The sequence below is a fragment of the Pseudomonas sp. FSL L8-0168 genome (assembly GCF_037976155.1).
Classification (GTDB): Bacteria; Pseudomonadota; Gammaproteobacteria; order Pseudomonadales; family Pseudomonadaceae; genus Aquipseudomonas; species Aquipseudomonas paracarnis.
On sequence record NZ_CP150262.1, the window covers coordinates 5754691 to 5769219 of the forward strand.

Sequence of the window (14529 nt, forward strand, 5' to 3'; positions counted from 1 at the left end):
GATGAAAACGCTTTGGCAACACTGCCACGTCGCAACCATGGCCAACGGCAAATACTCGATCATCGAGGATGCCGCCATGGTGACTGCCGGCTCGCTCATCGAGTGGGTCGGCCCCCGCAGCCAGGCGCCAACCGCGGATTACGCCCAGGTGCATGACCTGCAAGGCGCGTGGGTCACCCCCGGGCTGATCGACTGTCACACCCATACGGTGTTTGGTGGCAATCGCAGTGGCGAATTCGAGCAGCGCCTCGAAGGTGTCAGCTACGCCGAGATCGCGGCCAAGGGCGGCGGCATTGCCAGCACGGTGCGCGCAACCCGTGCGGCGAGCGAAGATGAGCTGTTCTCGAGCGCTGAAAAGCGCCTGCGCAGTTTGCTGCGTGACGGCGTGACCACGGTGGAGATCAAGTCCGGCTACGGCCTGGACCTGGCCAACGAACGCAAGATGCTGCGTGTGGCCCGGCGCCTGGGTGAAGCACTGCCGGTCAGCGTGCGCGCCACCTGCCTGGCCGCCCACGCGTTACCGCCGGAGTACAAGGACCGCGCCGACGATTACATCGAGCACATCTGCAGCCAGATGCTGCCGGCCCTGGCGGCTGAGGGGTTGGTGGATGCGGTCGATGCCTTCTGTGAATACCTGGCGTTTTCCCCCGAGCAGGTTGAGCGGGTATTCAAGGTCGCCCAGCAACTTGGCCTGCCGGTGAAGCTGCACGCCGAGCAACTCTCGTCGTTGCATGGCTCAAGCCTGGCGGCGCGCTACCACGCGTTGTCGGCCGACCACCTGGAATTCATGACTGAAGAAGACGCCATCGCCATGGCTGCGGCCGGTACCGTCGCTGTGCTATTGCCGGGCGCGTTCTACTTTCTGCGTGAAACCCAGCTGCCGCCGATGGAGGCCCTGCGCAAGCACGGCGTGAAGATCGCCATCGCCAGCGACCTCAACCCCGGTACTTCACCGGCGCTGTCGGTGCGGCTGATGCTGAACATGGCCTGCACCCTGTTTCGCATGACCCCGGAAGAAGCCCTGGCTGGCGCCACGCAACACGCAGCCACCGCGTTGGGCCTGGGTGATACCCATGGTTCCCTGGAAGTGGGCAAGGTCGCGGACTTTGTCGCCTGGCAGATCGATCGCCCAGCCGACCTGGCCTACTGGCTGGGTGGCGAGCTGGATAAACGCGTTGTGCGCCACGGCGCCGACGTCACTGTTTGAGAGGATGCAGTTGTGGATAAGGTTCTGACATTCAAGCAAGGCCGCGTACCGCTGCTGATCAGCATGCCCCACGCCGGCCTGCGGCTCACCCCTGCGGTGGAGGCCGGGTTGATCCCCGAGGCGCAAAGCCTGCCGGACACCGACTGGCATATCCCCCTGTTGTATGACTTTGCCGAAGAACTGGGCGCCAGCACCCTGGCTGCGGAGTACTCGCGGTTTGTCATCGACCTCAACCGGCCTTCCGACAACACGCCGCTGTATGCCGGCGCTACGACGGGCCTGTACCCCGAGACGCTGTTCGATGGCGTGCCGTTGTTCCGGGAAGGGCAAACGCCCTCCGAGGAGGAGCGGGCCAGTTACCTGCAAAAAATCTGGGGGCCGTACCACCGTCAACTGCAAGAAGAACTGGCACGCCTCAAGGCCGAGTTCGGTTATGCGTTGCTGTTCGATGCGCACTCGATCCGCTCGTTGATCCCGCACCTGTTCGACGGCAAATTGCCGGACTTCAATTTGGGTACCTTCAACGGCGCTGCGTGCGACCCGCAGCTAGCCAGCCAGCTGGAAGCCATCTGCGCTCAGCATCCGCAATATACCCATGTGCTGAACGGGCGCTTCAAGGGCGGCCATATCACCCGTCATTATGGCAACCCCGCGCAGGATATCCACGCGGTGCAGCTGGAGTTGTGCCAGAGCACCTATATGGAAGAGTTCGAACCGTTCCGTTATCGCCCGGATTTGGCCGAGCCGACTCGGGTGGTGTTGAGGCAGTTGCTTGAAGGGCTGTTGGCTTGGGGAAAGAAGCACTACCGGTAATTGTTGGTGCTGCTGCAATAGCTTTCGCGAGCAAGCCCGCTTGACCGCGCTCTATCATGAGAATGCGCTCGAAATGTGGGAGCTGGCTTGCCTGCGATAACGGTGGTTCAGCAACACTTTTATCAACTGACACACCGCCATCGCAGCATCGGTATCTACACAACTTCGGTACGACGCTGATCCTGTGGCGAGGGAGCTTGCTCCCGTGACGACCGGACAGCCGGCGCATATCCACCTGACACCCCGCGATCAAACTGTGGGAGCGGGCTGCTCGCGAAGGCGGCCTGACAGTCAACACAGTTGGATTGTATATATCCATTGCTGCGGTAACGGCCACTTAGAGTTCCGCCTGACGGCGGGTCACTTTGGAAAAGAGCCGGAATGCCGGCCCAGCCCAAAGTAACTCGCGGGGGGGGCACGCGAACAGGTGCCGGAGGTGGATCGGCTGTATGACTATCTGCTCGGTTATCTGAGGAGCGAACTGCTGACACAGGTCTAAGTGCTCAAGGACATGCTCATTGCACAATTCGGGTTTATGATGCCAGACGGCAAAATAATAGACGTCCCCCCAGGGATGAACCCGACACCCTACGGAGCACGCAATGCAGACTTGGTACCCGCAGATCAAACCCTACGCCCGGCACGATCTGGCTGTCGATGACACCCACACCCTGTATGTCGATGAAAGTGGCTCCCCCGAAGGCTTGCCTGTCGTGTTCATCCATGGAGGCCCCGGCTCCGGTTGCGACGCCCAGAGTCGCTGCTATTTCGACCCGAACCTCTACCATATTGTCACCTTCGACCAGCGTGGCTGCGGCCGCTCTACGCCAAGGGCCAGCCTTGAGAACAACACCACCTGGGATCTGGTCGCCGACCTTGAACGCATCCGCGAGCACCTGGGCATCGACAAGTGGGTGCTGTTCGGCGGCTCCTGGGGTTCGACCCTGGCCCTGGCCTACGCGCAAACCCATCCCGAGCGTGTGCTCGGCCTGATCGTGCGCGGCATCTTCCTTGCCCGCCCCCAGGATATTCGCTGGTTCTACCAGGAGGGCGCGAGTCGCCTGTTCCCCGATTACTGGCAGGACTACGTGGCACCGATCCCGGTGGAAGAGCGCCACGACATGATCGCCGCTTACCACAAGCGACTGACCGGCAACGACCAGATCGCCCAGATGCATGCGGCCAAAGCCTGGTCGGGCTGGGAAGGCCGTATGTTGGGCCTGTGCCCGAGCCCGCAGCATGTGGAACGGTTTTCCGAGCCGCAGCGCGCCTTGTCCATCGCACGTATCGAGTGCCATTACTTCACCAACAACTCCTTCCTGGAACCCAACCAACTGATTCGCGATATGCACAAGATCGCCCATCTGCCTGGCGTCATCATCCATGGCCGCTACGATATGATCTGCACGCTGGATAACGCTTGGGAGCTGCATCAGGCCTGGCCCAACAGCGAGTTGCAGGTGATCCGCGAAGCCGGGCATGCGGCGTCCGAACCGGGCATTACCGACGCGTTGGTGCGTGCGACCGGCGAAATGGCCCGGCGCCTGCTCGACCTGCCGCCTGAAGAAGCATGAAGGGCCTGTTGCAGCGGGTGCGTGGCGCCCGGGTTGAGGTCGCAGGGGAGGTGGTAGGCTCGATTGACCAGGGTTTGCTGGTGCTGGTGGCCGTCGAGCCTTCAGATACGCCCGAAAGCGCCGACAAACTGCTGCACAAGCTGCTTAACTATCGGGTGTTCAGTGACGAGGAGGGCAAGATGAACCTGTCCCTCAAGGACATCGGCGGCGGTTTGCTGCTGGTGTCGCAGTTCACCCTGGCGGCGGATACCAAAAGCGGGCTACGGCCCAGCTTTTCCACAGCGGCTCCTCCGACCCTGGGAGCGGCGCTTTTTGAGCACTTGTTGTTACAAGCGCAACAATTGCATGGCAAGGTGGCTTCGGGGCGTTTTGGCGCGGATATGCAGGTGCACTTGGTCAATGATGGCCCTGTGACCTTCCTCTTACAGACATGAATGTATGAAAAACGACGTTAATGCCTAAAAACGCAGGGTTTCGCTACAAATACTTCACTGTCCCTGATGCGTTGTCTCGCGGGCTACTAGATAATCGCGCGCTACGGGGATCAGCGTTGTTTGGTCCATTTTTGACTTAGGTAGAGCCTTGTCCGACAACCGCATGGGGAATCATTTTGCCCCAGAGGAGTCGGAACATTGCTCGCCAACCTGGCATATAGATAGCTGGCCGTTGGTTTTTTGATCTGTTTTCGGCGAGGGTTGCTCGTGATTGTTAGTCCCTGTAATGCACCAAAATTGTCTGCCAAACGGTTACGAAACGCACTGGTGACGGGCTCTGCCCTGTTTTGCCTGTTCGGCGCGGGTCAACTGTGGGCGTTCAGTCTGGATGATGTGTCGGCCAAGGCAAAAGAGCTGGCTGGGCAGAAGTACGAAGCTCCGCGCAGCAATCTGCCGAACGAATTCCGCGAAATGAAATTTGCGGATTACCAGAAAATTCGTTTCCGCAATGAAAAAGCCGAGTGGGCCGATCAGAACACCCCGTTCAAGCTGTCCTTCTATCACCAGGGGATGCATTTCGATACCCCGGTGAAAATCAACGAAGTCACCGCCGATAGCGTGCACGAAATCAAGTACGACCCGACGCGTTTCGATTTCGGCGACGTGAAATTTGATCCTAAAGCCACCGAACAGCTGGGTTACGCCGGTTTCCGTGTGCTTTTCCCGATCAACAAGGCCGACAAGCAAGACGAAATCATGACCATGCTCGGCGCCAGCTATTTCCGCGTCGTAGGCAAGGACCAAGTGTATGGCCTGTCTGCCCGTGGCATGGCAATCGACACCGCGTTGCCGTCTGGCGAAGAATTCCCGCGTTTCACCGAGTTCTGGATCGAGCGTCCAAAGCCGGGTGACAAGCATTTGGTGATTTTCGCGCTACTGGATTCGCCACGCGCCACTGGCGCTTATCGTCTGATCCTGCGCCCTGGCACCGACACCGTGGTGGACGTCAAATCCCAGATGTACCTGCGTGACAAGGTCAGCAAGCTGGGCGTTGCGCCGTTGACCTCGATGTTCCTGTTCGGCGCCAACCAGCCGTCCAAGGTCCTCAACTACCGTCGCGAGCTCCACGATTCCAGCGGCCTGTCGATTCACGCCGGCAATGGCGAGTGGATCTGGCGTCCGCTGAACAACCCTAAACACCTGTCGGTCAGCAACTTCAGCGTCGAGAACCCGCGTGGGTTCGGCCTGCTGCAGCGTGGCCGCAACTTCAGCCACTACGAAGACCTGGACGACAACTACGACAAGCGCCCAAGCGCCTGGATCGAGCCTGAAGGTGACTGGGGCAAAGGCTCCGTCGACCTGGTCGAAATTCCGACCGCCGATGAGACCAACGACAACATCGTGGCCTTCTGGAGCCCGGCCGAGCTGCCGGAAGTCGGCAAGCCGCTGGACGTGGCTTACCGTCTGCACTGGACATTGGACGACGCGGCCTTCCATTCGCCGGACAGTGCCTGGGTCAAGCAGACCCTGCGTTCTACCGGTGACGTGAAGCAATCGAACCTGATCCGTCAGCCCGATGGCAGCGTGGCCTACCTGGTAGATTTCGAGGGCCCGTCCCTGAAGAAACTGCTGCCGGACGCTCCGGTACGTAGCCAGGTGAGCGTGGGTGATAACGCTGAACTGGTTGAAAACAGCGTGCGCTACAACGAACACACCAAAGGCTGGCGCCTGACCCTGCGTATGAAGATCAAGGACGCAAGCAAACCGACCGAAATGCGTGCGGCATTGGTGCAGGATATCGTGCAGCCTGAGCCTGAGTCGGTTTCCAACCATGTGCTCAAGGCCGATAAAGTCTTGGCCAAGCAGCATGAGAAGCAGGCCAAGAAAGACGCCAAGGACAAGGAAGCCAAACAGCCTGAGGCTGCCCCAGCCACACCGGAGCCGATCAAGACCGAGCAAGTCCTGACCGAAACCTGGAGCTATCAGTTGCCTGCCGATGAGTAATTCTCAAGTCAAGCCAGAGACTCTGTCCGAGTACCTGGCGCATCTACCCATGACGGCTGAGCAGCGCGCCGAGCTGGCGGGCTGCAAGTCCTTCAGCGAGTTGCACGAACGTCTGTCGTCCAAGACCTTCGACGCACCGACCGACGCTGCCCAAGCGTCGGTCGGCCGCCGCTTGACCCTCAACAGCGCCGAAGAGCTGCAAGACGCCGAGATGCTGGCGCTCGATGCCAGCGGTCGTGTGTGCCTCAAGGCCACACCGCCGATTCGCCGGACCAAAGTGGTGCCCGAGCCTTGGCGCACCAACATCCTGGTGCGCGGTTGGCGCCGGATGACCGGCCGCACCAACCCGCCCAAGCCACCGAAAGATGAGCGGGTATTGCCGGCTGCGCGCTGGCGTACCGTGGGCTCGATCCGTCGTTACATCCTGCTGGTGCTGATGCTGGGCCAGACCATCGTGGCCGGCTGGTACATGAAAGGCATCATGCCGTACCAGGGCTGGTCGCTGGTCGACTTCGACGAAATTCGCAACCAGACCCTGCTGCAAACCGCTACCCAGGTACTGCCTTACGCGCTGCAAACCAGCATCCTGATCATGTTCGGGATTCTGTTCTGCTGGGTGTCGGCCGGTTTCTGGACTGCGCTCATGGGCTTCCTGGAGCTGCTGACCGGTCACGATAAATACCGTATTTCCGGTAAAAGTGCCGGTGACGAGCCGATTCCGAAAGATGCGCGCACCGCCCTGGTGATGCCGATCTGTAACGAAGACGTGCCGCGTGTATTCGCCGGCTTGCGTGCAACGTTCGAATCGGTGGCCGCGACCGGTGACCTGGATCGCTTCGATTTCTTCGTGCTCAGCGACAGTAACGACGCCGACATCTGCATCGCCGAACAGCAAGCCTGGCTCGACGTATGCCGCGAAGCCGGTGGCTTCGGCAAGATCTTCTACCGCCGTCGCCGCCGCCGCGTTAAGCGCAAGAGCGGCAACCTCGACGACTTCTGCCGTCGTTGGGGCGGTGACTACAAGTACATGGTCGTTCTCGACGCAGATAGCGTGATGAGCGGCGAGTGCCTGACCAGCCTGGTGCGCCTGATGGAAGCCACGCCGGATGCCGGGATTATCCAGACCGCGCCGCGTGCGTCGGGCATGGACACCCTGTATGCGCGCATGCAGCAGTTCGCCACTCGCGTGTACGGCCCGCTGTTTACCGCCGGCCTGCACTTCTGGCAGTTGGGTGAATCCCACTACTGGGGCCACAACGCCATTATCCGTATGAAGCCGTTTATCGAGCACTGCGCCCTGGCGCCGCTGCCCGGTAAAGGCGCGTTTGCCGGTGCGATTCTCTCCCACGACTTCGTTGAAGCCGCGCTGATGCGCCGTGCCGGCTGGGGCGTGTGGATTGCCTACGACCTGCCGGGCAGCTACGAAGAACTGCCGCCGAACCTGCTGGACGAACTCAAGCGTGACCGTCGCTGGTGCCACGGTAACCTGATGAACTTCCGCCTGTTCCTGGTTAAAGGCATGCACCCGGTGCACCGTGCGGTGTTCCTGACCGGCGTGATGTCTTATCTGTCGGCGCCGTTGTGGTTCTTCTTCCTGGTGCTGTCCACGGCCTTGCTGGCGGTGAACACGCTGATGGAGCCGCAGTACTTCATGGCCCCGCGCCAGTTGTACCCGCTATGGCCACAATGGCACCCGGACAAGGCGGTGGCGCTGTTCTCCACCACCATCGTGCTGCTGTTCCTGCCTAAACTGCTCAGCATCATCTTGATCTGGGCCAAGGGCGCCAAAGAGTTCGGTGGCAAGTTCAAGGTAACCCTGTCGATGCTGCTGGAGATGTTGTTCTCCATGCTGCTGGCGCCGGTGCGGATGATTTTCCACACCCGTTTCGTCCTCGCCGCGTTCCTCGGTTGGGCCGCTACCTGGAACTCGCCGCAACGTGACGACGACTCCACGCCCTGGAGCGAAGCGGTCAAGCGCCACGGTCCGCAAACCGTGCTGGGCTTCCTGTGGGCGCTGCTGGTGGTGTGGCTGAACCCCAGCTTCCTGTGGTGGCTGGTGCCGATTGTCGGCTCGCTGATGCTGTCGATCCCGGTGTCGGTGATTTCCAGCCGGGTCAAGTTGGGCCTCAAGTCCCGCGACGAGAGCCTGTTCCTGATCCCTGAGGAATACAACCCGCCGCAGGCCCTGCTGTCGACCGAGAAGTACACCCACGAAAACCGTTGGCACGCCCTCAACGACGGCTTTGTGCGTTCGGTGGTAGACCCGCAGCAGAACGCTCTGGCCTGCGCCTTGGCGACCTCGCGGCACCGTGAGGCCGAGCCCATCGAGTACCTGCGCATGGAGCGTGTTCGCCACGCGTTGAAAGTCGGCCCGGCTGGCCTCAACAACAGCGAACGCCTGGCCTTGCTCAGCGATCCGGTGGCCTTGGCTCGTCTGCATGAGCAGGTGTGGAGCGAAGGTCACGCCGAGTGGCTAGGCGCTTGGCGTGCCTCGATCAAGGCCGATCCGCACGCGCCATTGCTGCCCCTGCAACCACAGTCGCCCCAGGCCCAGCCGGCCTGATTCAGGCACCCCCGAAGGCTCACTTCGGGGGTGTTTCAAACGTTGGTCCTACAGCGTTTTTAGCCTCTTCCTTTTATCGCTAACTCCTTGTTATTTCGAAACAAAAGACCTTTGTTCGAAGCGTATTGCCGTGCCTGCGGCTGGGTTAGGATCGCCCCCCAAATTGGACTCGCTGCGGGGGCATTCATGATCAAAAGGTATTGTTTGGCATTGCTGATGGGCTTTTTCCTGGGGGGACAGGCAGGCCTGCTTTACGCCGGCGCGCTGGACAATGCTGTGCACCGCGGCGTGCTTAAGGTCGGCACCACCCCCAATAACGTGCCCTTCGAAATGCTCGATAAGCAGGGGCGCATCGTCGGCTTTGAAATTGACTTGCTCCACGCCATGAGCCGCGCGCTGGGCGTAGAGCTTGAATTGGTGGCGGTGCCCTACACGGAGTTGTTGTCGGGGCTGATGGCGAACAAGTTTGATCTGATTGGCAGCGGCATGACGGTCACTCAGGAGCGCAACCTCAAGCTCAACTTCAGTGACTCGTTTATCGTGGTGGGCCAGACTGTGCTACTGCATCCGCGCCTGGGCGGGAAAGTGTCCAGTATTGAAGAGCTGGACGATCCCAGTTACCGCGTCGTTGCAACCCAAGGCACCACCGGCGAAGCCGCGGCACAGCGCTTTCTCCTATCAGCGCGGCTCAACAGTGTGGCCAACCCGGAAGAAGGCGTGCGGCAGGTCGTTGAAGGCAAGGCCGATGCTTTTATCCATGATGCGCCCTACAACCTGATCGCGATGAGTCGGCCGCAGAACAGTGCATTGTTGGTACTGGAGCAACCCTTCACCTTTGAGCCTTTGGCGTTTGGCCTGAAAAAAGGCGATTACGACAGCCTCAATTGGATCAACCATTTTCTCAACCAGATCGCCCAGGACGGCACCTACGATCGCCTCCATGACAAGTGGTTCAGGGACACGGCCTGGATAGCCGAGATCGACTGATCGTCATAACTGCTTACACATCAATCCCTAATCGAGAGGTCGCGCGCAAGCGTCTGCCTCTGTGCCTGGCCGGCTCGCTGTCAGTGTTTTGCGACACACGCCGATAACATTTACCGGTGAAACCTTTGTGGCGGACAACGAGTGGGTTAGGATCGCACCCCGAAATGGCGCAGCCCTTCTGTGCGCCCACCTTATAAGAATCGTTCAGGGGTCTTGATGATGAAAAAGTATCTTTCGATGCTGATGCTCGGTGTCACCGCGCTGGTCGCCGCCACTGCGGCCCAAGCCGGCGCCATTGATGAGGCGGTCAAGCGCGGCACGTTGAAAGTCGGTATGGACCCCACCTACATGCCGTTCGAAATGACCGACAAGCGCGGCGAAATCATCGGTTTCGAAGTGGACATCCTCAAGGCTATGGCCAAGTCCATGGGCGTCAAGCTGGAGCTGGTGTCCACCGGGTACGACGGCATCATCCCGGCCTTCCTGACCGGCAAGTTCGACATGATTGGCAGCGGCATGACCCTGACCCAGGAACGCAACCTGCGCCTGAACTTCAGCGAACCCTTCATCGTGGTCGGCCAGACGCTGCTGATCCGCAAGGAGCTGGAAGGCACCATCAAGTCCTACAAAGACCTGAACGACGAGAAATACCGCCTGACCTCCAAGCTCGGCACCACCGGTGAGATGGTTGCCAAGAAGCTGATCTCCAAGGCCAAGTACCACGGCTACGACAACGAGCAGGAAGGCGTGCTCGACGTGGTCAACGGCAAGGCTGATGCGTTCGTCTACGACGCACCGTACAACGTGGTGGCCGAAAAGAAGGTCGGGAACGGCAAGCTGGTGTTCCTGGAAGAACCCTTCACCTTTGAACCTCTGGCGTTCGGTTTGAAGAAAGGCGATTACGACAGCATCAACTTCATCAACAACTTCCTGCACCAGATCCGTAACGACGGCACCTACGATCGCATCCATGACAAGTGGTTCAAGAGCTCCGAGTGGCTCAAGGACATGGAATAAGGCCTGACACCGAGTTGCCTGCATCGCAGGCAAGCCAGCTCCCACATTTGACTGTATTCACACATCAACCTGTGGGAGCGGGCTTGCCCGCGATGGCGGCCTATCAGGCGACACCTATGCGGAAAGTGAAATGAAACATAAAAAAGCCCAATGGCCCTGGCACCTGCTGACGGTGGTGGTGCTGGTCGGCCTGGCGGGTGCCTTGTACTACGCCACGTCGTTGATGTCCTACGAGTGGCGCTGGAACCGCGTCCCCCAATACTTCGCCTATCAAGCCGAAACCTCCCAGCGCGCCGCGGATATTTCCACCGTGGTCGAGTTGGTGCGCAAAGGCGATATGGCCGAAGTCACCCTGCGCAACGACGCCGGAGTGGAACAAAAGCTCACAGTCGCCGATAACAGCCTGCAAGTGGCGCGCGGCGATGATGTGGCTGAAGGCGATGTGGTCGGCGTGACTCGGCAATGGGCACTGGGGCCGTTGATGTGGGGCTTGTGGACCACGCTGTGGCTGTCGGTGGTGTCCGGCATCCTGGGCTTGGCGATTGGCTTGGCGACCGGGCTGTGCCGGCTGTCGAAAAACCCCACCTTGCGCGACCTGTCGACAATCTACGTCGAGCTGGTGCGGGGCACGCCGCTGCTGGTGCAGATCTTCATTTTCTATTTCTTTATCGGCACGGTGCTCAACCTGTCCCGGGAGTTTGCCGGGATTGCCGCGCTGTCGTTGTTCACGGGTGCCTACGTGGCAGAAATCGTGCGCGCCGGCGTGCAGTCCATCACCCGTGGCCAGGACGAAGCGGCGCGCTCCCTGGGCTTGAGTGCCAGCCAGTCGATGCGCCACGTGGTGCTGCCGCAGGCCTTCAAGCGCGTGCTGCCGCCCCTGGCCGGGCAATTTATCAGCCTGGTCAAGGACACGTCCCTGGTGTCGGTGATCGCGATTACCGAGTTGCTCAAGAGCGGCCGCGAAGTGATCACCACCTCGTTCTCGCCGTTTGAAATCCTGTTTTGTGTGGCGGGCTTGTACCTGCTGATCAACCTGCCGCTGTCGAAGATGGCCAGCCGGCTTGAGCGGAGGCTTGCCCAAAGTGATTGAAGTACGCGATCTGGTAAAGGTCTTCGATACCCGTGGGCAGGTGGTGCGCGCGGTGGATCATGTCACCACCCAAGTGGCCAAGGGCGAGGTGCTGGTGGTGATCGGTCCCTCGGGTTCCGGCAAGTCCACCTTTCTGCGCTGCCTTAACGGCTTGGAGGAATTCGACTCGGGTTCGGTGAGCATCGACGGCCTGCAACTGGCCGACCCGAAGACCGACGTGAATGCCTACCGCCGTGAAGTCGGCATGGTGTTCCAGCACTTCAACCTGTTCCCTCACATGACCGTGCTGGAAAACCTGTGCCTGGCGCAAAAGGTCGTGCGCAAGCGCGGCAAGCAAGAGCGGGAGGCCAAGGCCCTGGCGCTGCTGGAAAAGGTCGGTATAGCGCAGAAAGCCCGCGAGTTTCCATCGCGCCTGTCTGGCGGCCAGCAGCAGCGGGTTGCCATTGCTCGGGCCCTGGCGATGGAGCCTAAGGTGATGCTGTTTGACGAGCCCACCTCGGCCCTCGACCCGGAAATGGTCGGTGAAGTGCTGGACGTGATGAAGACCCTGGCCCTGGAAGGCATGACCATGGTGTGCGTCACCCACGAGATGGGCTTTGCCCGGGAAGTGGCAGACCGGGTGTTGTTTTTCGATCACGGCAAATTGCTGGAAGACGCCGCGCCGGCGGAGTTCTTCAATGCGCCAAAAGACCCGCGTGCCCAGGCCTTCCTGCGCCAAGTCCTGTAGAAATATTTGCCTCTGTGGCGAGCGAGCTTGCTCGCGCTGGAGTGCGTAGCGCTCCCAAGATTTTGGGGCCGCTGCGCAGCCCAGCGGGAGCAAGCTCCCTCGCCACAGGTCAAAGCTTGAATTTGTCGACCAGCGTCTGCAAGTCCAGGCTCAACCTCGCCAACTGAACACTCGCCGCCGCCGTTTCCTCGCTGGCGGCGGCGGTTTGTTCCGACACGTCCCGTACCTTCAGCACACTGCGGTTGATCTCCTCGGCTACAGCGCTTTGCTGTTCCGCTGCGGCGGCGATCTGCGGGTTCATTTCCTGGATGATCGACACCGTGCGGGCAATGGCGATCAGGGCGTCGCCGGCGTCGCGGGTCAGGGTGACGCTGTTATCGGTCAGGTTACGGCTGCTGTCCATGATATCCGCCACCTGCTGGGTGCCGCTATGCAGGCCGAGGATCAGCCCTTCGATCTCCTCGGCCGATTCCTGAGTGCGTTGGGCCAGGCTGCGCACTTCGTCGGCGACCACCGCAAAGCCTTGGCCGGCAGCGCCCGCACGCGCCGCTTCAATGGCTGCGTTCAGGGCCAGCAGGTTGGTCTGCTGAGAAACAGACTTGATCACATCCAGCACACTGGCGATCTTCTGGCTCTCCTGTTGCAGCGCGAGCATCGCACGGCCCGACAGCGCCATTTCACTGGCCAGGTTGCCAATCTGCTCCATAGCCTGGGTGACCACCTGCTCACCGGCGCCGGCCTGATGGTCGGCTTCTTGGGCCGCCAGCGAGGCGCGTTCGGCGTGGCGCGCCACTTCCTGGGCAGTGGCGAGCATTTCATTCATTGCCGTCGCCACCTGGTCGGTTTCATCTTTCTGCTCGTTGAGCCCGCTGCGGGTCTGCTCGGTGACGGTGGATAACTGCGTGGCCGCTCCGGCGATCTGCCGGGCGCTGTCACCGATACTGCTGATCAGGCTACGCAGGCTGCGGGTCATTTGCCCGATGCTTTGCTGCAACTGGCCGAGTTCATCGCGACGGTCGACCGCCATGTCGTGGCTGAGGTCGCCTTCGGCAATGCGGCGTGCGGCGCCAAGGATCTCCCGCAGTGGTACCGCAATCTGCCGGGCGATCCACCAGGCGGCCAGCGCGCCCAGGGCCAGGGCGGCCACTGTCACGCTCATCAGCAATGTGCGGGTGTGGTCTGCCTCGCTGTTGCGCTTGGTGTTCTGGCTTTGGCTCAACTGGTTACTGTTGTCGCGCAGGTCATCGAGTTGCTGTTCGAAGCGGTTTTGCACGGTCTCCACGTTGAGCTGGGCTTCCTTGAGCTCGATCAACTGCTCGCGATAGTTAGCCAGGTCGGTCTTGAGCAGTGCTGAGTCCACGGGCAGCGCTGTGACTGCCAGTTGCGCGGTCTCCAGGGCGTCAAGGGCCTTGCCGATGGCCTCTGTATACATTGCCAGCGATTGCGCGGCCCAGGCGGGGCTCTGGGCGCGATCTTCGGCCAGCTCCATGGCCTGCCGCAGTTGCTCAATGGCATCAAGGGCCTTTTCGTCGTTCTGATCAGGCAGGTCACTGGCAAATTGGGCGAGGGTATCGCTGGCTTGCAGGGCGACTTTTTTCAGCACCGGGCGGATGCGCTCACGCTGTTCGACCAAGGGCGGAAGTTGCGTCAGGGCCGCCTTGAAGTGGCTTGCAAGGCTCTTGGCTTCTTCAAGTCGCTGCAGGTCAGCCGGGTCTTTCAGGCGGTTTGATAGGTCGGCCAAGTGCTGGTCCATCCGTTCAATCTTCGCGGCCATTTTGCTCAGGCTATCGCTGTCTGTCAGGGTGCGGTACACGATGCGGTCGGCGCGCATGGCCTCGGCGTCAACGGCCAATTGACCCAGGGTCGTCAGGCTATTGGATCGGTAAAGCACGGCGTTCAAGGCTTGCCAGCCCGTAGCGGCGATCAGGAAACTGAGGATCAGCACTTGGCCAAAACCCAGGGCGAGCTTGAGGCGGACGCTGGCATTGACCAGCACGCGGGTTAGCCGAGAAAACATGGTGAACCTCCGAATCAGAGAAAGCATTTCGCAACACATGAAACGCTAATTCGATTCGGGGCCGTGGAGGGCTGATAACTGCGTAGGAAATTTCAC

At 60.6% G+C, this 14529-nt stretch carries 10 protein-coding genes and 1 pseudogene; 10 read left to right on the plus strand and 1 reads right to left on the minus strand.

All coding sequences use genetic code 11. The features are described from left to right. Position 1: 1 nt before the first annotated feature. The 10 genes and pseudogenes from hutI (at position 2) to MHH62_RS26440 (ending at position 12416) form a co-directional block, all read left to right on the plus strand. Positions 2-1207, plus strand: a complete 1206-nt coding sequence (gene hutI, locus MHH62_RS26395; RefSeq protein WP_014716541.1) for an imidazolonepropionase — start codon at positions 2-4, stop codon at positions 1205-1207. Between the two features lie 12 nt (positions 1208-1219). After that, positions 1220-2020: an N-formylglutamate deformylase gene (gene hutG / locus MHH62_RS26400; protein ID WP_200599102.1), complete on the plus strand. Its 801-nt coding sequence runs from the start codon at positions 1220-1222 to the stop codon at positions 2018-2020. Between the two features lie 602 nt (positions 2021-2622). After that, a complete protein-coding gene (gene pip / locus MHH62_RS26405; protein ID WP_014716544.1) occupies positions 2623-3594 on the plus strand; it encodes a prolyl aminopeptidase in 972 nt (323 codons plus the stop codon). After that, positions 3591-4028 (plus strand): D-aminoacyl-tRNA deacylase, encoded by a 438-nt coding sequence (gene dtd, locus MHH62_RS26410; RefSeq protein ID WP_014716545.1) that lies wholly within the window; start codon positions 3591-3593, stop codon positions 4026-4028. The genes pip and dtd overlap by 4 nt, the downstream gene beginning before the upstream one ends. A gap of 267 nt (positions 4029-4295) precedes the next feature. Next, on the plus strand, positions 4296-6032 hold the full coding sequence (locus MHH62_RS26415) for a glucan biosynthesis protein G (RefSeq protein ID WP_014716546.1): 1737 nt from the start codon (positions 4296-4298) through the stop codon (positions 6030-6032). Continuing rightward, positions 6025-8603, plus strand: a pseudogene (mdoH, locus tag MHH62_RS26420) (glucans biosynthesis glucosyltransferase MdoH); the annotation flags it as partial. The gene MHH62_RS26415 and the pseudogene mdoH, both read left to right, overlap by 8 nt. 178 nt (positions 8604-8781) lie before the next feature. Continuing rightward, on the plus strand, positions 8782-9582 hold the full coding sequence (locus MHH62_RS26425) for a transporter substrate-binding domain-containing protein (protein WP_014716548.1): 801 nt from the start codon (positions 8782-8784) through the stop codon (positions 9580-9582). 219 nt (positions 9583-9801) lie between these two features. Then, entirely contained in the window at positions 9802-10599 is a 798-nt protein-coding gene (locus MHH62_RS26430; protein WP_032901820.1) for a transporter substrate-binding domain-containing protein, read from the plus strand. A 130-nt stretch (positions 10600-10729) separates the two neighbouring features. Then, positions 10730-11689 (plus strand): amino acid ABC transporter permease, encoded by a 960-nt coding sequence (locus MHH62_RS26435; RefSeq protein WP_014716550.1) that lies wholly within the window; start codon positions 10730-10732, stop codon positions 11687-11689. Then, positions 11682-12416 (plus strand): amino acid ABC transporter ATP-binding protein, encoded by a 735-nt coding sequence (locus MHH62_RS26440; RefSeq protein WP_020302382.1) that lies wholly within the window; start codon positions 11682-11684, stop codon positions 12414-12416. Before MHH62_RS26435 ends, MHH62_RS26440 begins: the two co-directional genes overlap by 8 nt. 109 nt (positions 12417-12525) lie before the next feature. Here the strand turns inward: MHH62_RS26440 and MHH62_RS26445 are convergent, their stop codons facing one another. Next, positions 12526-14433: a methyl-accepting chemotaxis protein gene (locus MHH62_RS26445; RefSeq protein ID WP_137270855.1), complete on the minus strand. Its 1908-nt coding sequence runs from the start codon at positions 14431-14433 to the stop codon at positions 12526-12528. Positions 14434-14529 lie beyond the last annotated feature (96 nt).

Coding starts and splice junctions, on each gene's coding strand:
- hutI (WP_014716541.1), top strand. CDS start 2: ATGAAAACGCTTTGGCAACACTGCCACGTCGCAACCATGGCCAACGGC.
- pip (WP_014716544.1), top strand. CDS start 2,623: ATGCAGACTTGGTACCCGCAGATCAAACCCTACGCCCGGCACGATCTG.
- dtd (WP_014716545.1), top strand. CDS start 3,591: ATGAAGGGCCTGTTGCAGCGGGTGCGTGGCGCCCGGGTTGAGGTCGCA.
- MHH62_RS26425 (WP_014716548.1), top strand. CDS start 8,782: ATGATCAAAAGGTATTGTTTGGCATTGCTGATGGGCTTTTTCCTGGGG.
- MHH62_RS26430 (WP_032901820.1), top strand. CDS start 9,802: ATGAAAAAGTATCTTTCGATGCTGATGCTCGGTGTCACCGCGCTGGTC.
- MHH62_RS26435 (WP_014716550.1), top strand. CDS start 10,730: ATGAAACATAAAAAAGCCCAATGGCCCTGGCACCTGCTGACGGTGGTG.
- MHH62_RS26445 (WP_137270855.1), bottom strand. CDS start 14,433: ATGTTTTCTCGGCTAACCCGCGTGCTGGTCAATGCCAGCGTCCGCCTC.